Source organism: Mucilaginibacter rubeus, from assembly GCF_014643835.1.
GTDB lineage: Bacteria > Bacteroidota > Bacteroidia > Sphingobacteriales > Sphingobacteriaceae > Mucilaginibacter > Mucilaginibacter rubeus.
The window spans coordinates 356,472-376,249 of the sequence record NZ_BMKD01000002.1; the positions used below are offsets into that span (position 1 = coordinate 356,472).

General features: G+C 41.7%; 19 protein-coding genes. 7 read left to right on the top strand and 12 right to left on the bottom strand.

Annotated features, from left to right (window positions below; genetic code table 11):
- The 5 genes from priA (at position 1) to ctlX (ending at position 6,302) form a co-directional block, all read left to right on the top strand.
- The gene (gene priA, locus IEX80_RS07965) at positions 1-2,490 is read left to right on the top strand and encodes a replication restart helicase PriA (protein WP_188832590.1); all 2,490 of its coding nucleotides are present in this window, start codon (positions 1-3) and stop codon (positions 2,488-2,490) included.
- A gap of 61 nt (positions 2,491-2,551) precedes the next feature.
- On the top strand, positions 2,552-3,325 hold the full coding sequence (locus tag IEX80_RS07970; protein WP_188832591.1) for a helix-turn-helix transcriptional regulator: 774 nt from the start codon (positions 2,552-2,554) through the stop codon (positions 3,323-3,325).
- A gap of 66 nt (positions 3,326-3,391) precedes the next feature.
- A complete protein-coding gene (locus IEX80_RS07975) occupies positions 3,392-3,706 on the top strand; it encodes a hypothetical protein (protein WP_090527044.1) in 315 nt (104 codons plus the stop codon).
- Positions 3,707-3,848: 142 nt separating this feature from the next.
- The gene (locus tag IEX80_RS07980) at positions 3,849-5,294 is read left to right on the top strand and encodes an arginine deiminase family protein (RefSeq protein ID WP_188832592.1); all 1,446 of its coding nucleotides are present in this window, start codon (positions 3,849-3,851) and stop codon (positions 5,292-5,294) included.
- A gap of 90 nt (positions 5,295-5,384) precedes the next feature.
- Positions 5,385-6,302, top strand: coding sequence for a citrulline utilization hydrolase CtlX (ctlX, locus tag IEX80_RS07985; RefSeq protein ID WP_188832593.1), 918 nt, complete (start codon positions 5,385-5,387; stop codon positions 6,300-6,302).
- 174 nt (positions 6,303-6,476) lie between these two features.
- Here ctlX and IEX80_RS07990 read toward each other — a convergent pair whose 3' ends face one another.
- The 7 genes from IEX80_RS07990 to IEX80_RS08020 form a co-directional block, all read right to left on the bottom strand.
- On the bottom strand, positions 6,477-6,998 hold the full coding sequence (locus tag IEX80_RS07990) for a tetratricopeptide repeat protein (RefSeq protein ID WP_090527040.1): 522 nt from the start codon (positions 6,996-6,998) through the stop codon (positions 6,477-6,479).
- 342 nt (positions 6,999-7,340) lie between these two features.
- Positions 7,341-7,586, bottom strand: a complete 246-nt coding sequence (locus IEX80_RS07995; RefSeq protein ID WP_091162656.1) for a hypothetical protein — start codon at positions 7,584-7,586, stop codon at positions 7,341-7,343.
- Between the two features lie 34 nt (positions 7,587-7,620).
- Positions 7,621-8,370 (bottom strand): ABC transporter ATP-binding protein, encoded by a 750-nt coding sequence (locus IEX80_RS08000; protein WP_176627465.1) that lies wholly within the window; start codon positions 8,368-8,370, stop codon positions 7,621-7,623.
- Entirely contained in the window at positions 8,367-9,236 is an 870-nt protein-coding gene (locus tag IEX80_RS08005) for an ABC transporter permease (RefSeq protein WP_188832594.1), read from the bottom strand. Before IEX80_RS08005 ends, IEX80_RS08000 begins: the two co-directional genes overlap by 4 nt.
- Entirely contained in the window at positions 9,237-10,211 is a 975-nt protein-coding gene (locus IEX80_RS08010; RefSeq protein ID WP_188832595.1) for an ABC transporter substrate-binding protein, read from the bottom strand.
- Between the two features lie 248 nt (positions 10,212-10,459).
- Positions 10,460-11,104 (bottom strand): HAD family hydrolase, encoded by a 645-nt coding sequence (locus IEX80_RS08015; protein ID WP_188832596.1) that lies wholly within the window; start codon positions 11,102-11,104, stop codon positions 10,460-10,462.
- A 79-nt stretch (positions 11,105-11,183) separates the two neighbouring features.
- On the bottom strand, positions 11,184-12,257 hold the full coding sequence (locus IEX80_RS08020) for an NHL repeat-containing protein (protein ID WP_188832597.1): 1,074 nt from the start codon (positions 12,255-12,257) through the stop codon (positions 11,184-11,186).
- A gap of 384 nt (positions 12,258-12,641) precedes the next feature.
- Here IEX80_RS08020 and IEX80_RS08025 point away from each other — a divergent pair, with 384 nt between their 5' ends.
- Complete coding sequence (locus IEX80_RS08025; protein ID WP_139159968.1) at positions 12,642-12,944, top strand: hypothetical protein; 303 nt, start codon at positions 12,642-12,644, stop codon at positions 12,942-12,944.
- 78 nt (positions 12,945-13,022) lie between these two features.
- Here IEX80_RS08025 and IEX80_RS08030 read toward each other — a convergent pair whose 3' ends face one another.
- From IEX80_RS08030 to IEX80_RS08050, 5 genes are all read right to left on the bottom strand, one after another.
- On the bottom strand, positions 13,023-13,175 hold the full coding sequence (locus IEX80_RS08030) for a hypothetical protein (protein ID WP_167516102.1): 153 nt from the start codon (positions 13,173-13,175) through the stop codon (positions 13,023-13,025).
- 165 nt (positions 13,176-13,340) lie between these two features.
- Positions 13,341-13,748 carry a DUF983 domain-containing protein gene (locus IEX80_RS08035; protein WP_090527025.1) on the bottom strand — a complete coding sequence of 136 codons (408 nt, stop codon included), beginning with the start codon at positions 13,746-13,748 and terminating at the stop codon, positions 13,341-13,343.
- Between the two features lie 4 nt (positions 13,749-13,752).
- On the bottom strand, positions 13,753-14,637 hold the full coding sequence (locus tag IEX80_RS08040; RefSeq protein WP_090527023.1) for a helix-turn-helix domain-containing protein: 885 nt from the start codon (positions 14,635-14,637) through the stop codon (positions 13,753-13,755).
- Positions 14,638-14,727: 90 nt separating this feature from the next.
- Positions 14,728-16,485: an ATP-binding protein gene (locus IEX80_RS08045; RefSeq protein WP_188832598.1), complete on the bottom strand. Its 1,758-nt coding sequence runs from the start codon at positions 16,483-16,485 to the stop codon at positions 14,728-14,730.
- Between the two features lie 275 nt (positions 16,486-16,760).
- Entirely contained in the window at positions 16,761-17,711 is a 951-nt protein-coding gene (locus IEX80_RS08050; protein WP_090527019.1) for an aldo/keto reductase, read from the bottom strand.
- A 183-nt stretch (positions 17,712-17,894) separates the two neighbouring features.
- Between IEX80_RS08050 and hscA the strand changes: the two genes are divergently transcribed.
- Positions 17,895-19,751: a Fe-S protein assembly chaperone HscA gene (hscA, locus tag IEX80_RS08055; RefSeq protein ID WP_188832599.1), complete on the top strand. Its 1,857-nt coding sequence runs from the start codon at positions 17,895-17,897 to the stop codon at positions 19,749-19,751.
- The last annotated feature ends 27 nt before the right edge of the window (positions 19,752-19,778 follow it).

Genomic DNA, 19,778 nt, shown 5'->3' on the forward strand with positions numbered 1-19,778 from the left:
ATGTTAGAGTTTGCCGAAATTGAACATACCGATCGTGAAACACTTTTTGCCGAAGTGATTTTGCCATTGGCTATTTCAAAAAACTACACCTACCGGGTTCCTTATGAGCAAAATGATGCTATTGCTATTGGCAAAAGAGTGGTGGTGCAGTTCGGCAAAAGCAAGCTTTATACAGCTATTGTTAAAGAGATAGGTAAACTGGCGCCCGAAAAGTACGAAGCAAAATATATCATCGAGATCCTGGATGACCGCCCGGTTGTAACTCCTAAGCAGCTCGAATTTTGGCAGTGGCTGGCAGATTACTATATGTGCAACATAGGCGAAGTTATGAACGCCGCGCTGCCATCGGCATTGAAGCTGGCCAGCGAAACCCGCATCATGCTTAACCGGGAATATGAGATAGATAAAGCCACGCTTCACGATAAAGAGTTTTTAATTGTTGAAGCCCTCGAAATTCAACCGGAGCTTACCATAAGCGATATTACCAAGCTTTTGGGACAGAAAACTGTAATGCCGATATTGAAGCTGATGTTTGAAAAAAACATCATCAACATATCCGAAGAAGTAAACGAACGTTATAAGCCCCGCAAACGCACTTTTATTACACTTAACCCGGTTTATAACAACCAGGATAATCTGCGGGAGCTATTCCCGATATTGGAAAAGCGCGCGCCTAAACAGGCCGATGCCCTATTAGCTTACATCAAGCTTTCCCGTCATCAAAAAAACATCACCAAAAACGAACTTATTGAAGAGAGCGGTGCAGGTGAATCAAGCATTAAATCGCTCATTGAAAAAGAGATCTTCTTTTCGGAAGACAGGAACGTTAGCCGCCTGCATTTTGAGGAAGAAGGAGAAGAAGGCAACAACTTTGAATTGAGCGAACAGCAAACGGAGGTACTTCAAAGTATCCGCGGGCAGTTTAAAGAAAAAGATGTAACGCTGTTGCATGGCGTAACCTCGTCAGGCAAAACACAATTATATGTAAGGCTGATAGAAGAGATTGTACGCAGCGGCAGACAGGTGCTTTACCTTTTGCCTGAAATAGCCCTAACAACACATATTATTGAAAGGCTACGGATGTATTTTGGTGCGGATATCGGTGTTTATCATTCGCGTTTTAATGACAATGAGCGGGTTGAGGTTTGGCAGAAAGTTTTAAGCGGAGAGTATAAGATTGTGCTCGGCGCGCGGTCGTCCGTGTTTTTACCTTTTGCCGATCTGGGATTGATCATCGTTGATGAAGAACACGAAACATCATATAAGCAATTTGATCCGGCGCCGCGCTACAACGCACGCGACACCTCGATTTTTTTGGCTAACATGCACCAGGGTAAAGTGCTTTTGGGTTCGGCCACGCCATCCTTTGAAAGCTACTATAACGCCCGCACTCACAAATACGGTTTTGCAGAGCTCACCGAACGCTTTGGCGGCGTTGAGCTGCCCGATGTGCAGGTTGTGAGCATCGCTCACGAAACCAAACAAAAAACTATCCAGTCGCACTTTACCAGCGTACTGATGGAAGGCATCAAGCAGGCGCTTGAAAATAAAGAGCAGGTGATTTTATTCCAAAACCGCCGCGGATATGCCCCCATCCTGATGTGCAAAGTATGTGCTTATACTCCAAAATGTATCAACTGCGATGTAAGCCTTACTTATCATAAAAGCAGCGGCAAACTGCATTGCCACTACTGCGGTTACAAGGAAGATACGCCATCCATATGCCCCGCCTGCGGATCTACCCATTTAGAATATAAAGGCTTCGGTACCGAAAAAATCGAAGACGAACTGAGCGTTTTATTGCCCGAAGCCCGGATTGCCCGGATGGACCTTGATACTACGCGATCACGGAATTCCCTGCAAACTATCCTCAACGATCTGGAAGAGAAAAGGATAGATATATTGGTTGGCACCCAGATGGTGGCCAAAGGGCTTGATTTTTCAGATGTGACACTTATTGGTATTATTAATGCTGATAGCCTGCTGAAATTCCCTGACTATAGGGCAAATGAGCGTGGTTATCAACTACTTGCACAGGTAAGCGGCAGGGCCGGCCGCCGGGGTAAGCAAGGCAAAGTAGTAGTGCAAACCTATGATATTTATCACCGGGTGTTGAAGCAGGTGATTGATAACAACTACGCCGATCTTTATTTTACCGAGATGGAAGAGCGGAAAAGCTTTAAATACCCCCCCTTCTACCGGATCATTAACCTCGATATCAAGCATAAAAATCCCGATGTGCTCCATAACCAGGCAGAGTACCTTGGCGCACGGCTCCGGGAGCATTTTGGCGAGCGCGTGATTGGCCCGGAGCAGCCGCTCATTAGCAGGATCCGCAATTATTACATTAAAAGCATTATGCTCAAATTTGAGAAGGATGGGATCTCTATCATAAAAGCAAAAACTGTTTTAAGGGATGTGATCACTCAGTATTATACAACCAAACTTAGCACGGGCAGTATTGTACAGCCCGACGTTGATCCGTATTGATACAATCTTGAGTCGTGCCGGGCGGGAATTTTCTGATTAACAAATTCTGTATCTTAGTTAAATGCATATTGAACGCTTTACGCCCGGCGAAATACTAAAGCCTTTTATACGGCAATACGTTTTTATCGAGACTGCAAATGATCTGGTCAATCGTATTTTGCCCGATACATCGCTGGTAATGGCATTCAGGTACGGTGGCAAGATTAGCGATATTACCGAGGCACATAGCGGTAAGCTTCCCTCTTCTTTGATCACCGGCTTAAAAAAATCGCCCAGGCTAATTAATTACGCATCAGGCACAGTCAATATGTTGGTTTTATTTAAAGCAGCCGGCGCGACAGCGTTTTTCAAAAATCCGCTTCATGAATTGTTTGAAACAACTCTGCCGCTTGATAATTTTATTGACCGGTGTGAATTAGCGTTAATTGAAGAACAACTGGCAGAAGCTGCCAATAATCAGCAACGGGTAATCATCACCGAACAATTTCTGCTTAAACATATTGAAAGCCACAAACAGGACCAGTTGATCATATCTGCCCTGCAAAAGATCCGCTTATCAAAAGGCATGATCAAAATTAAGGACCTTGCCGATACACATTATATAAGCCAGGATGCATTTGAAAAACGCTTCAGGCGAGTGGTTGGTACTTCGCCAAAGCAGTTTTCCAATATTATTAAGATCAGGTCGTTAGTTGATAGTAAACCTAAAAACGTTTCGCTCAGCCAGGTAGCTTTAGAAGCCGGGTACTTTGATCAGCCGCATTTCAATAAGGAATTTAAACTGTTTACAGGGTTAACCCCTACCGATTTCTTTAAAATACCGCAAGCCTGGTAAATCAATGATTTTTTACAAGTATTGAGCTTTCATTATCCCGATTTTTGAAGAAAAACAAGGATAATCATGAAACAGATATTTATAGATCAATTTATTGTTCCCGCAACAGCTCAACATGAATTTAAAGAACGCATGAAAGTCAACAGGGATTTTATTAAAAAACTTGAGGGCTTTATTGAAGACAGGGCTTTTGAACGTTATGATGAGCAAGGCAACCTCATTTGCATTACAACTGCCATTTGGCAAAACGAACATGTTTTGCAAAAGGCTAAAGAAGCAGTGCAGCAGCTATATCAGCAACAGGGCTTTGATATGAAGGCGATGTTGCAAAGGCTAAAGGTAAGCATGGAAAGGAACACTTACCGGGAGATTGCCGATTAGAAACCAGCAACATATAATCAACACATAAAACGTTTTATATTGAATTAAAAGAACAGGCAAATATTACCCGGCCTAATTTTGCCGGGTAAGCCCGTTTTGTAATTTAATTTCTGATAGATTTGTGTTACGATTATAGTGTTTTATGACAATAACCAACTCCGATTTTAAAATAGATGTAACCTCCGAAATTGGCACACTCCGCACTTTGCTTATTCATAGTCCGGATAGCGGTTTGGGCAAAGTTGTGCCTTCAAAGGCGCAGGACTGGCTTTTTGAAGATATAATTCACCTGGATACGGTACGCAGGAATGAATACGATTACTACGTAAAGCTGTTGCTCTATTTTCTTGACCCGGATAAAATAAAAGGCAAGCTGCATCAAATTGATGATGAAGCTACCCGCCGTTCGTTTTTTAAACCTGATAATGCAGGCTTCCATTCATCAGATAAGGTTATCGAGATCCAAACCCTGTTAGCCGATATTTTACAGCAGCCGGATATCCGTAAAAAACTGGTAGCTTCTGTATGCGCGGTTGAAAGCTGCAATTACCGTTTACAACAGCAGCTTACCGATACCGACCCGATTGAGCTGGCCAAGATCTTTATTTCGGGCTCGTTAACAACTGAAGAAATGATCTTTGCCCCTATCCCCAACCTTATTTTTTCGAGGGATCTGGGTATAGCAGTGAATAATCATATGCTGCTCAACAAGCCGGCAAAGAAAGCCCGTTTCCGCGAAACTTTGCTGATGCGTTACATATTTTTCAATCATCCGCTGTTTGAGGCTTATCGCGATAATATTTTGGAAATTCCTGAAACCGCGCAGCATTTTTTACGCCCGGGCGAAGATGCTGAAGGACGCACAACTTTAGAAGGCGGCGATGTGATGATGGTTAGTCCTGATCATTTAGTGATTGGCTGCAGCGAGCGGACATCTGTCAGCGGGGCTAATGAAGCTATCAGGCTGTTGTTTGAGCACGATGTAGTGAAGAAGGTAACCATCGTAAAAATCCCAAACAAGCGTGATTATATGCATATAGATACTGTATTCACACAGGTAAAACGCGATACCTGGGTGTTGCTCCGCTCGCTTGCGGTGGCCGAAGCCCCCATTGAAGAACGGGAGCCGATATCATGGTTTGCCGATAAAAAACAAAAAGAACGGGCGGAAATTGTACAGTTTGAAAAAGATGAAAAACCAAGGCTATTTGGTTGTATTGAGGACCTGCTTTCCGACATCAGCGAGAACGATCTCAAAAGCGGTGTAAAAACAAAATTTATTTACTCGGGCAACAACACCTTTCCCTTTGATGCCCGTGAACAATGGACAGACTCCTGCAACCTGCTTGCCCTAAAAGAAGGCGTTGTTGTTGGATATGATCGGAATGATAAAACTGTAGAGGCTTTTAAAGAAGGCGGTTTTAATGTGATCCGGGTAGCCGAACTGCTTCAAAAATTTGAGAATAATGAACTTGATCCGCAAAGTTTGACTGATACGCTGATATTAATGCCTTCAGCCGAACTTTCCCGTGCCCGCGGTGGTTTCCATTGCATGAGCATGCCGGTATTCAGGGACACTGTAATTTAATTTATCATTGAGTCATCTGTTCATTAAGTCATTGCTTTGCATGATTTAAAAAAAATGACTCAATGACTCAATGAAATAATGACAAAAATCATGAGTCAATCAACATCACATATATTAATGATCCGCCCGGTTAATTTCGGGTTTAACGAAGAAACCGCTGCAAGCAATGCTTTCCAAAACCCTGATGCCGAAAAAAATGGCGTACAGGAAAGAGCCTTGAGTGAGTTTAATAGTATGGTTAACATTTTGCGCCATAATGGCGTAGATGTTAGCGTTGTAGATGACACCCCACAGCCCTATACACCCGATTCAATATTTCCTAACAACTGGGTATCTTTTCACAACGATGGCGGCATTTTCCTTTACCCCATGCAGGCCGAAAACCGCCGGCTTGAGCGCAGGGAAGATATCATAACTGACCTGGAGGATAAATTTAAAGTAGCCCATGTAATTGACCTGAGCCGTTTTGAGCACGAGCACCGCTTTCTGGAAGGCACCGGCAGCATGGTACTTGACAGGGAGAATAAAATAGCATACGCCTGTTTGTCTCCCCGAACAGATAAAGATGTGCTTAATTATTTCTGTGAGCAATCGGGTTATCAGCCCATTAGTTTTGAAGCTGTAGATGAAAAAGGCAAGGCTATTTATCATACCAATGTATTGATGTGCATCGGCAGCCGGTTCGCGGTGATCTGCCTAAACAGTATTCCTAACCCGCATGAAAGAATAACGGTTATCGAATCGTTAAAATCATCGCACAAAGAAATTAATGAAATCACTTTTGAGCAGATGAGCCAGTTTGCAGGCAATATGCTGGAGGTGCAGAACAAAGCCGGTGATACTTTGATCGTGATGTCGCAAAATGCTTTTAGCGCTTTAACTGAGGCGCAGCGTTCCGCTTTACAACAGTATGGCAAATTGGTTCATGCTGATATCAATACCATTGAAACAAACGGCGGCGGCAGCGCAAGGTGTATGATGGCAGAGGTGCATTTACCGACTATTTAACTTAGCAGCTATCGAGCGAAGGCACTGCAGAGATAAAGAATTATCATTATGACGATATGCATAAGCAGGTACTTATCCTTAAACATACGTTATTAATTAGGATTTTTTACTAACGAATAAGCCCCTTCGTCAGGGGCCTATTCGTTAAGTATCCAATTAAACAGCTATTTAAGTTTATTCTGTAATGAAATAGAGGTAAGCCTGTTTTTGCTTCATTTTTGAGCGTACGCGTTTAAAACTATCTTCAATGTCTTTACGCTCGTCTTTTTCGGTCACTTCCATAAAGGCTTCCTGGTAATAGCCTAAGGATTTATTCCAGTCCTTTTGCTTTTCATAAAATAAACCAAGCAGCTCAAAGGTGCGGGCCTTGTTCACTCCCGGTGTGGTTAAAGCCTGGGCCGAAATTGTTGAAACCAGCTTATCCATTCCCAGGAATACTACCAGGTCAAGATAATGGGTGTAATTATCCGGAAAAGATGGCTCCAGCTCCATACAGGTTTTAAAATGATAACCTGCGGTTTGGTAATCCTGGATCTTGTAATAGTAGATCATCCCTAACTGGTAATGCGCCCTTGCAAAAAATGGCTCATCTGTAATGATCTGGTTTAATATGTTTAAGCCCTTAGGTGTCTCTCCGAACGATAGTTCATCAACAGCCTGGAGGTACTTTTCTTCTATTGAATAATAATTGTCCATATAAATTTCAAATTCAGTTAGGCTTACGTTTATGTAAGGCTTAATGTTATACTAATGTGGTAAATGCAGGATCGGTTTGGATGCTTCGAAAGCACTACACCGGAGTAGAGAAGAGAATTATCGACACAAAACCCTTCTGCTGTGACACCATGGGCCACATTATTGTTGAGCAGATTGATTTATTAAACAGCATCGGTTTGTACTTTATGAATACAAACTTACAATTATTGAACGAGAAAAGCAAGAGAGGAAGTGTTCATGCACAGCCCAATACCCTGTGCATGAGGTTTATTGCCTTTATATGACTTGAAAAAGCAATGTAAAAAAAATAGCAGCCTAAAATTAAGCTGCTATTGCATTTTGTTTAACCGCCTCAATCAGGAAGTTGTTTTTTAATTCTTTTTCAGAGATCATTACGCTGAAATCATCAAACTTAACGCCATGTTCAAGCGGGTAAAGTACATAGCCGCGTTTAAGGGCATCATATGCGCCAAGTTCAAATATTTCGTCGTGCTTTTTGCCTTTTATTTTCGCACCGCTTACTAACTGGTAAGCGTCGGATATGGTTTCAAAATTATTGTTTTTCATAGTACAGGTAGCTATGCAATTACTTTGCCAATTTTTATGCAAACCAGTCGAACAGGTCGTTTTGTTTTAAAGAAGCTTTGGCCGTACCCGATAAGTCGTTAATAATCAACCCCTCACCCATTTGTATTATTCGTGTGCCATAATTAAAAGCATCCTTCAAATTATGCGTAATGAATACCGCCGTTAAATTAAAATCGCGGATTAGTGTATCAGCTGTCCGCATCACCACATCGGCCGAGCGTGGGTCGAGGGCCGCGGTAGGTTCGTCCAGCAATAAAACTTTACAACTATCCATTACACTCATCAGCAGGGTAAGCGCCTGCCGCTGCCCGCCCGATAAAGTACCCATTGGCTGGTCTATCTTATCCTGCAAACCCATGCCAAGGCCGGCTACTTTTTCCTGCACCTGTTTTTTAAAAGCGTCATTTACCCCAACGGATAAACCTTTTCTTTTTGTGCGGATAGATGCCAGCCGGAAATTATCTAATATGCTCAAATCGGGCGCAGTGCCACTCAATGGGTTTTGAAACACCCTTGCAATCCACCGGCTGCGTTTGTAATCAGGCATGTTGGTTACATCGTTACCGTCGATACTTATAGTGCCATTATCGGGCGATACGCTGCCGGCAATTAAATTAAGCATCGTGGTCTTGCCTGAGCCATTAGAACCAACTATCACCAAAAACTCACCGCTTTGTATCTCCAGCGTAATGCCATTAACCGCGTTTACCTGGTTGGCTTTACCTTTATTAAATGTTTTATGTACGTCGGTTATCGTTATCATGATGATCTTAATAAGGATAAACGCGGCAGGCTTACAATTACCAGCACAAAACCGGCGGTAACTATTTTAAGTAATTTAGGGTCGACACCAACTGAGAGTGTAAACGCCAAAACCAGCTGAAATATCACTGCCCCTGCTAATACCAATACCAAACTTAACCATACCGAGGTAAGCTTAAACCAATTAATTAATGTTTCGGCAATGATCACCGATCCTAACCCTACTATCACAATCCCAATACCCATGCTGATATCTGCAAAACCCTGGAACTGGGCCACCAGGTAGCCGCTCAAAGCCGTGAGCGCATTGGCCAGTGCCAGTCCGGTGATTTTCATCCTGTCGGTATTTACGCCTAATGAACGGATCATGGATTCACTGTTACCTGTAGCCCGCATGGCTATGCCAAAATCGGTTTTGAGCAGGTAGCCGATCAAAAAAGTGATCACGATAACAAAAATGGCAAGGATCCAGAATGTATTTTGATTAGGGTCGTTCACAACACTTACTATAGTAAATAACGAAGGCAAATTGATAAGCGGTAAATTTGAGCGGCCTAAAATAGTAAGGTTAACCGAGTAAAGCGCCGTCATAACCAGGATGCCGGCCAGCAGTGCATTGATCTTTAATTTGGTATGAATAATGCCGGTAAGCGCCCCCGCTGCTGCGCCTGCCAAAATCACAGCTGGTAAAATAACATAGGCAGGCTGATGATTGGTCAGCAATACTGCCGTAACCACGCCACCCAGTGTATAACTTCCATCGGTTGTGATATCCGGAATATTGAAGATTTTCATGGATATATAAATCCCCAGCGCTATGGCCGAAAAGCATAGGCCCTGTAGTAAAGCGGTAAGGTAAAAATCCATTTATTTTACAGGCTCAAAATTTGGCGGAATGGTAATATTGTATTTTTTAGCAGCAGCCGGGTTATATACCCTCTTTCTGACCTTTACCATTTCGGGTTGCAGGTCATCGGTTTTATGAGTTTTAAGAAATTTGGCTGCCTGCTCGCCGGCTTGGTACCCCCATTGATAAATATCAGCCCCAAAAGCAGCGACGGCTCCACGCTGTACCAAACCTGCTTCGCTTGTAAAAATCGGGATGTTTTTTTGATTACAATTTTTAAGGATAGTTTCAAAAGATGCAAAAACGGTATTGTCCGGATTAGCAAAAAAGGCGTCGATGTTTTTACTTAGCAGCGACTGCGTAACCAACTGCGCATCGGCAGATGCATTTAACGGAAGCGCAACAATATCAACGTTTAGTCCTGCGGCCAATGATTTAATACGGTTTAAGGCATCGGCCGATTGCGGCTCCGACTGATTATAGATCATCCCGATAACCAGTTTTGAGCCTTTAGGCTTAAGCAGCTTTGGAATAATACTGAACGAAGTATCAATATAGTTTAACTCTTCTACTGCGCCGAAAAGGTTGGCGGGCGCTTTGCCGTTGGCATCAACAACCTTCATGCGTTCGGCAGTTGGGGATACCATGGCAAAAACCGGGATATATTTTGTTTTTTGAAGCGCTGTTACCGTTGATAGCGTTGTACACGTTGCCAGCAGGTTAACACTATCAGTAACAAAGTGGTTAACGATTTGCGTAAGCGTTGGGATATCGCCCTGGGCATTGCTGTATTCAATTTGCACGGTCTTTTTTTCTTCGCTGAAACCATTTTTGTTCAAGGCATCAGTAAAGCCTTTGCGGGCCTGTGATATGGTGGCATCTTCAAAAGCATCAACAAAACCAACTACAGGCACCTGCATTGATTTGGTTTTGGGTTTACAGGATACAAAAAAAACAAGTAATATAGTTACCGGCAGATATTTGATAAACTTCATTTTACTAAATTAACTTTTTAGCCGTAAAGCTGAAAGTACAATGGCAAAAGCCGAAAATTGTTTTACAATAGGATTATCATTATACGAAAGCTTAAAGCGGAACGCACAAAGCCAAAAGCCAACAATCCGATTACCAAGTTATTTAATTATATATAATAATTGATAGACTGTATATTATTGACTGCATTACCTTTCCCGGCAATTAGCTTAACAACTATTCAAACCCAATGTGATAAAAACACATAAGTTTAAAGCAGCTCTTTAAGCTCGGCAAAGTTACTGATGGTTGCTACCATGCCATCAGGCACAACGCCAAAACCATAATTTGCAAAAATAAAAGGTACGCCGGCCTGTTTGGCGGCATTGTAATCGCCCATGGTATCGCCTACATAAACTGGAGCTTTCAATTGGTGATCGTTAACCACATCTTTGATATTATCGGCCTTAGGGTTTCCTTTTGTGCCAAAGCACTGGTGTCCAAGAAAATGGCTATGCAATTGGTTCAGATCCAAAAACAGTTCGATGTAACCGTTTTGGCAATTGCTTACAATATAAAGTTTATAGTTTGCGGCAAGATATTTAAGCGTTTCTACCAATTGCGGATAAAGCTCCCCTCCTTTGGTATGTAATATTTCCAGTTCGCTGACAGCACAAAGCGATTGTACTTCTTTACGTTGCTCAATATTTAGTTCCGGGAATAATTTATCAAAAATGGCATCGTAGGTCATTCCGGTGATGGAACGCACACGTTCCTGCGTCATTTCCTCTTTAATATAATCAACCTTGCTTATAGCTGCCTGCCAAGCAAGAGCTACGTTTGCAGTGCTATCCCAAAGGGTACCATCAAGATCAAAAATTATGCTGTCGTATTTATTTTTAAGCGAATCATTCATATCGCCGGCAAAAGTAAAGGTTTTTTATTCCTGCCGGCTATCAGATTGATGTTAATTTAGGAAGTAAAGAAATATGGGGTTATTGAGCTGTAAGTACCCTTATCATATTATTAAAAGTATCAGCCACGTACACCTTCCCTATTCCTACAGACAGACCATAAGGAACTGAAAAACTTGCCTTAGAACCCTCTCCATCGGCCAATCCCGAAAAACCTGTACCCGCAACCGTGGTAACCTGTCCAAAAGTATCAACAGCCCTGATAAAATGGTCTGAATCCCCTACATAAATGTTACCCTGATTGTCGGCGGTTATACTTACAGGTGCGTTAAAAGTAGCAGTATTACCAGCACCATCTGCCGAGCCTTTGATTCCGTTACCGGCCAATGTCGAAACAACGCCATCAGAAGTAATCTTCCTAATCATGTTATTGCCCAAATCTGTTACATAGAGGTTACCCGACAAACCAATTACAATACCTGTAACCTGTGAAAAACTTGCTGCAGTTCCTGTTCCATTTGCTGAGCCACTTACACCCGAACCTGCAAACGTAGTTACAACACCGGCCGGAGTTATTTTACGGATCTTATAAACATCGGCAACAAATAAATTTCCACTTCCATCTACCGCTATTCCGGTTGGCGCACTGAAGCCTGCAGCTGTGCCTGCACCATCAACCCCGTTCGCCCCTCCCCCCGCCAATGTAGTAACAGCACCTGCCGAAGTTATTTTCCTGACCACTTTACCTGTACTTTCGGCTACATATAAGTTACCGTTCCCATCCAGTGTTATATCCTGAGGATTGTTAAAACTGGCAGCGGTACCAATACCGTCAGTGTCTCCCTGCGCACCACTCCCGGCAAAAGTAGTAACTACACCAGCCGGGGTTATTTTACGGATCAGGTTATTGCCAGCATCAGCTACATAGATATTGCCTGCTGCATCTGTGATCATACCGCTGGGCCTGTTAAAAGACGCTGTCGTTCCGGCGCCATCAGCTTTGCCCGGATTTATATTGCCTGCAAATGTGCTTACTACAACCTTTAGCGCCTGGGGAGCGTTATCATTATTTTTTTTTGAGCATGCGGAAACAGCAAGTAAAACTATTAGGCATGATATGGTCACTTTAAAAAAGGCTAATTGAGTTTTTTTCATAATGTAGTTTTAGATCGATGATCTCTTAATTGGTTTTATTGTAGATAAATGTACTGAGCCAAATGAATTAAAATCAGGAAAAGCTAACCTGATTAAACACTAATATCACAACTGAAAATTTATTCATCTTTTAAACAAGTTTACGAATATAAACTGCTGTTTGTAACAGCGTAAAAAGTTTAATTTTTTTTATCGATCTTATAACGTTATATCAAATTTTCTTTCTACATTTAACTATTCATCTGTATCTATTAAAAAATGCGTAAAACTACGTACGCAAAACGGTGAAATCCCTGATTATTTTTTATAAAGCGTTGGTTATTTTTGGAGCATAATATGTTTCTGAACATCCGGAGGCATCTTTTAAAAACTTATACCTTGCTTATGAAATTATTCTACCATTTTCTTGTTTTGGTTGCGGCGTCTCTCATTTTGGTAGCTTGTGCCAATATGTTTTCCTCAACACCCGAAAAAAAAATCGATAAACCTGCGCAACGCAGCGGCATCTACTTAGGCAAAGATTCATTGTATAATTCAGAAATAAACACCCGGCTCACATTCTCGGATTCTTATTACTATGATGTTTTAAACCGGTATACAATCGGCAACCACCAGGCCTGGCACAAAATCAATAACAATTTATTTATTGCTGCAAATTACCTGGGCCTTAATCCAATCGAAAAATAATTTAGTTTAATAGTTAGTTAATTAGTTAGGAACAGTTGTAAACAGTCGCCGCAGAACGCTCCGACTGTTTTTTTATGATCAGAATTTGGGAAATGAACCCAGGCCAAAAAATATGGCGAATAAAGGGATAGCCAGCAAAAAGTATGCTTTTGCCAATTGCCTGTCATCGGCATTCCCAACTACAAATACATTATATAGATCGGCTTTCAGTGATTTAAGTTTCGCTTTCATGATAATAGATTTTAAGTAATTATAAACAGCTTAATTTCAAATACTTATTTAATTTACATAAATTAAGCTTGTTATTATTATGACTGTAGCTGCAGGTTTTGGTTTAAATGAAAATGCCCTTGATTTTTCAATCAAGGGCATCTGCGTGTATCTCAGTCAATTAAATTATTCCGGTTTATCCTCGCTCATCTCCGGATGATAATGCAAGCCCGGTGTAAGCCAGTGCAAAAGCATCACTCTTGAATACCTGAAATTAAACGGCGCTAAAATTACCGCTACCCCTAAAATAATAGTTACATACAACCAGGGGTTACTGCTACCTGTTAAAACGCTGATAGCAACTGCCAGTGTAACCATCTCGGCAACGTTAAGCGCATAACTGGCAAACATTGCTACATAAAAATAACCGGGTTCACGCTCGTACACCAGGCCGCAGTGTGAACAGGTTTTATACATCTCCTGTCCTTTAAATTCATACATACCGGTGATAAATAAGTCTCCCCTCCTGCAACGCGGACATTTGGCGTTTACAAAGGCAGACCAGGCGGATAATTTATATTTAGGGGTTTCCATAACGTTATGATTTATTGTTTAAGGTTTTTTTTCTGAACTCTTCGGGGGTAATGCCTTCAATTTTTTTAAAGAACTTGGTAAAATAGGAGTTATCGCTAAAATTTAGGTTAAAAGCTATTTCACTTATATTAAGTCGCGGATTAGTTAATAGCCTTTTTGCTTCAAGCAAAGTACGGTTACGGATCACCTCTCCTGCCGACAGGCCAAGCACATCTTTACATACCGCATTTAAATGATTGGGGGTGATATAAAGCAGTTCTGCATAATCTTTAGGAAGCTTTACATCGATATAATGCTGTTCAATCAGCTTCTGAAAGTTACGGATCAGTGTTTGATTATAGCCCTGTTTGCCAAAGCTATCGCCTTTGCCCTGGCAACGATTTATCAGAATAAAAAGCTGAAGCATAAGCACCCTTACCATATCGCTGCCCAAAACTGCAGGCTTTTCAACTTCAGATACAATCCTTTCAAAAAGGGCAATGATTTCGGGTAACTGGTTGGCAGGTAAGTCAACTACTTCATCCTTTGGATTGCCGTTCAAAAAGTTAAAATTGTCAAAGTAGCCTGAGCGTAATAAAAACGACTGGATAAACGAGCTTGAGAAATTGATGATATAACCGTCAGTAAAACCTTCAAAAGCCCATGAATGCACCTGCCCGGGAATCATAAAGTAAATCTGCCCCGGCCTTACCTCAAAGCTTTCAAAGTCAATGGTATGTGATCCTCCGCCATCAGTAAACAATACCAGGTGGTAAAACGAGTGGCGGTGCGGGAAGAAAAGGTTTTTATGAGCATCCAAATAAGACGCAAACCTGCTGATCAGGATGTCATCCTGTTTAATATCATCGGCAAGTGTGCAAATATCAATTGTTGGAATACTTTGTAACATGACACAAAACTACACACAATAGCTTTGCCCTTAATGGTACTATTTTTATTTTGTATGGTACTAATCAACGATTGACATTTTTTTGATAAATCACGTCCATTTTTGGATGATATCTTCCAGCCGTTCAAAAGTAAAAGGTTTACTTACAAAATCTTTCATACCGGCCTGGGTGCATTCACGCTCATTTTCGCTAAGCACGTTGGCTGTCATGGCAATAATAGGCGGAGCGCCTTTACCATGCTTTGTTAATATATGGCGGGTAGCCTGTAAACCATCCATTTCGGGCATTTGAATGTCCATAAATATCAGATCGTAGTTACACTGCTCAACCATATTTATCGCGGCCAGTCCATTTTCGGCAATATCAATATTATAACCAACCTTTTTAAAAATCTTACTGGCTATTAACTGGTTCATTTTATTATCCTCGGCCAATAAAATGCGTAAAGGCCGGTACTGAAAAGCTTCCTTTTCATCCGGTTGCATCTCCGGTTCAATAATACCATAGGTAACATGTAAAGGCAAGGTAAAACTAAACAATGAGCCCTGGGCTTCCTTACTTTCTACCCAGATTCTGCCGTGCATCATCTCCACAAGTTTTTTGCAAATGGATAAGCCCAGCCCCGTACCGCCATATTTGCGCAAAGCGGTAGTATTTACCTGTGAAAATGGTTTAAATAACTGTGCTAATGCCTCTTCACTTATGCCAATCCCGTCATCTTTGATGCTAAAGGTTATGTCCTGGACGTTGTTCCTGATCTCAGATGCTGTGACGCGTAAACTTACCGAACCTTCGTCGGTAAACTTAATGGCATTTCCGATCAAATTAACCAGGATTTGCTGAAGCCTGCCCTCATCTGCTATTACATAGTTTGCTACATTAGCATCAACATCATAAGTTAAGCTTAGGGGTTTGTGAAGAGATGTAATGGCCGGTTCGGTAATCTCAATAACTGTTTTTATACAGTTACGCAAATGCGTTGAAACCGGGTGAAGGACCAGTTTATCTGCTTCGATTTTTGAAATATCAAGAATATCACTGATGATGTTAATCAATAAATTACTGCTCGATTGTAAAGTTTGAAGCAGTTCCTGTTGCTCGGGCTGTAAATTGGTGCGGGATAGCAATTGAGCGGTACCGATGATACCATTAAGTGGTGTGCGAATTTCGTGGCTCATATTGGCCAGAAAATTCGATTTGGCAAACGTGGCCGCCTCAGCCTGGTCACGTGAGGCCGAAAGTTCAATTTGAGAAGCTTGTAACTCTTCACTCTTATGAATCAGGTCGCGCTTATCGGTTTCGTGGCTTTTTTTAATAAAACCTACCAGTAGCCCAACAGTCAATATGTTTACTACAGCCGAAGTGATGAGGTCAGATTCTTTTGATGCCGTGCTATCATAAGGCTGTACTAAACCAGGAAAATGTTTTTCAATAAAGTAGCATCCTAAAAATATAGCTATCAGCGCGCCAATAAAAATATAATGATATCGTTTTTTTACAAGCAGGGTTATAAGTACAATAAAAAAGACTCCCGAAAGCGTTGTTGATCCGGAGATACCGCCATTGTAAAACCAGCCCGGAATAATTGCAAACAGCCCTAAGCAAATGTAAATGACGGTTGCATCCTCTTTATACTTAACAAACCTGCTCCTGTAAAAAGCCCAGCCCGACATCAGGATTACAAAAAGCTCGACAAGCTCAAGCTTATAACTTAAGCCCAAAAACAAATTGCAGATTAGCGAAAAAACGCTGCTGGCACAAATGAATAATGAGAGCGCATTAAACAGCTTATTCTCCAGCGACAAATCAGGCATCCCGTAGCCAATAATCCGCTTCAGTTTTTCCATTTAAAATAAAAAATTAATTAGAGAGAACTCTTTATACTCAAAAACAGGGAGTTCGGTTTAGTAAATAAACTATTTTTCAGGAAATATTTAAAACTTTAGTGTTTAAAAAAGTAAAAAACAGGATATTATTGTTTAATAATTAAAATTAAAAATCAATGTAATTATTAAGTAATCCAAAGTCAGTGATTGAAATGTTAATCAGGCAACTAAAAACAAACAGCGCAGCTTTCATTTAAAAAGCGCGCTGTTATATATAGTGAAATATAAATTAATATTTAATAAACACTGGCGATATTCAGCATTTCAATAGCTTCATTATCTAATTTCAAAGCGGCTGATTCAAAAAGATCAGTAAGTTGCTCCAAACTGGTGGCACTAACAATGGGTGCTGTAATACCAGGCCTTGCAATTAACCAGGCCAGTGCAATTGCCGACTGACTGGTTTGATACTGCCCGGCAAGGTCGTCCAGGACTTTTAATATTCTGTAGCCTCTTGGGTTAAGATATTTTTTGACCATACCGGCGCGGCTGCTTCCCTTCAGGTCGGCTTCCGAACGGTATTTGCCGCTTAAAAAACCGCTGGCCAACGAAAAATAACTGATCACCCCAAGGTTTTGCTCTTTAATGAAAGGCTCGTAAGTAGTTTCATATTTTTCCCTGTCGAACAGGTTATATTCGGGCTGAAGCGTTTGATAAGCTACCAGGCCTTTTTCAATACTCGTTTTGAGCGACTCATGCAACCGTTCGACAGACATATTGGAAGTTCCTATAGCCCTCACCTTACCGTCCTGCATAAGTTGATCATAAGCACGCAGGGTTTCTTCAACCGGGGTTGAGGGGTCATCGTAATGGGTTTGATACAAATCAATATAATCGGTTTGCAAGCGCTTTAATGAAGCCTCGGCCGATTTAATAATGTAATCCTTTTTAAGCCCTTTACTGCCCGAATCCATTTCGGCGCCTACTTTAGTGGCTATAACTACTTTATCGCGTTTGCCGCTTTGCTTAAGCCAGTTACCAATTTCGGTTTCCGATTCGCCGCCTTTATTGCCCTCAACCCAGCGCGAATAAACATCAGCGGTATCGATAGTGTTAAAACCGGCATCTACAAATGCATCCAATAAAAGGGCTGTATCTTTACCTTTAACAGTCCACCCAAACACATTTCCGCCAAAAACCAATGGCGCTGTTGATATGCCGGATGCTCCTAATTCACGATTTTTCATAATAATTTATTTAGGGTATTACAGGGATAAAGCGGCGTTAAGCGTATTTGTTTGTCAGTATAATGAAATAAAGGCTCAACCTGCGATGATGTTACAAAACGCACAAAACTTAACAAATTAGAGATTGAGAAGACATATCCTCAGCCAAAACTAAGTACATTTGCGCTTTGTTAACTTAATATAATGGCTAAAGTTTCTATCAACCTGGCAACAGGCTCACTGCAAAAAGAAGAGATCATTGTAGGCATCGATCTGGGTACCACTAACTCGCTGGTAGCATTCATCAACCCTGATAAAAACCCGCAGGTAATTAATGATGCAGGCAAAGGTGTATTGGTGCCCTCTGTAGTTCATTTTGGCGATGCAGGCGATGTGCTGGTTGGTAATGAAGCAAAAGAGTTCCTGATAACCGATCCGCAAAACACCATATTTTCGGTTAAACGCTTGCTTGGCCGCAGTTACCACGATATTGAAAACTACAAAGACTTTTTTAGCTATAAAGTAATTGACGACGATACCGAAAGCCTGGTTAAGATCAAAGTAGGCGATAAATTTTACACCCCTATCGAGCTATCGGCCCAGATATTGAAAGAACTTAAGGCACGCGCCGAACATGCTCTTAAAACCCCGGTTAACCGTGCTGTGATCACTGTTCCGGCATATTTTAATGATTCGCAGCGCCAGGCCACCCGTGATGCCGGTAAACTTGCAGGGCTTGATGTGTTGCGGATAGTTAACGAACCTACCGCGGCAAGTTTGGCTTATGGGATAGGCCTAAACCCCGAAGAAACTAAAACTATAGCAGTTTATGACCTTGGCGGCGGTACGTTTGATGTATCCATACTGCAAATTCAAAACGGCATTTTTGAAGTACTATCTACCAATGGCGATACATTTTTAGGCGGTGACGATTTCGACCGTATTATTGTTGATTATTGGATTGAGAAAAACCAGCTTAATAAAGCCGAAGTGCTTGCCAATACCGAACTGGCCCAGCAACTGCGCTTAAAGGCCGAAGAAGCCAAAAAAGCCTTTGCCTACCAAAGCCTGGTTAATGATAAAATAGGCGAGATCTGGTGTACGCTTGACCGCACTACTTTTGAAGAACTGATATTACCAAAAGTACAGCAAACCGTCACCAGTTGCCGAAACGCGCTTAAGGATGCAAAACTAACTATCGATCAAATTGATGAAGTGGTTATGGTTGGCGGCTCAACCCGTACGGCATTGGTTAAACGTATGGTTGCTGAGTTTTTTGGTCGCCCGGTGCATGATGATGTGAACCCTGATGAAGTAGTTGCTTTAGGCGCCGCCATACAGGCCGATATTTTAGCAGGCAACCGTAAAGATATTTTACTATTAGATGTTACCCCCTTATCCTTAGGTATTGAAACTATGGGCGGCCTGATGGATGTGATCATCCCCCGAAATTCTAAAGTGCCAACCAAAGGCGGCAGGCAATATACGACATCAATAGACGGACAGGTAAACATGAAAATTGCCGTTTACCAGGGTGAGCGCGATCTGATCAAAGAAAACCGTAAACTCGCCGAGTTTGATTTAAAAGGCATCCCTTCCATGCCTGCAGGTTTCCCTAAAGTTGATATTAACTTTTTATTGAATGCCGACGGCATCCTAACCATACAGGCCATCGAACTACGTTCGGGCGTAAAGCAGGAGGTTGAAGTAAAACCAACCTATGGCATTACCGACGAACAGGTGGAACAAATGCTGATGGACAGCATTACCCACGCCAAAGATGATGTAAATCAGCGGATGCTTATTGAGGCGCGCACTGAAGGCGAACAAATGGTTTATACCGTTGAACGCTTCCTGCAAAAAAATGCTGATTATGTTTCGGTTACAGAGATTGCCGATACTACCAAACTTGTTCAGAAACTGAAAGAGGCCCTCACCAGCGGCGATAAAGACCTGATTTTAAAAACGATTGATGAGGTTAACGAGTTCACTCGTCCGTTTGCCGAACGCTTAATGGATCAGGCAATAAGTACAGCTATGAAGGGCAAAAGTATAGAATAGGCACAGATATTGCTCATTAAGTCAAAA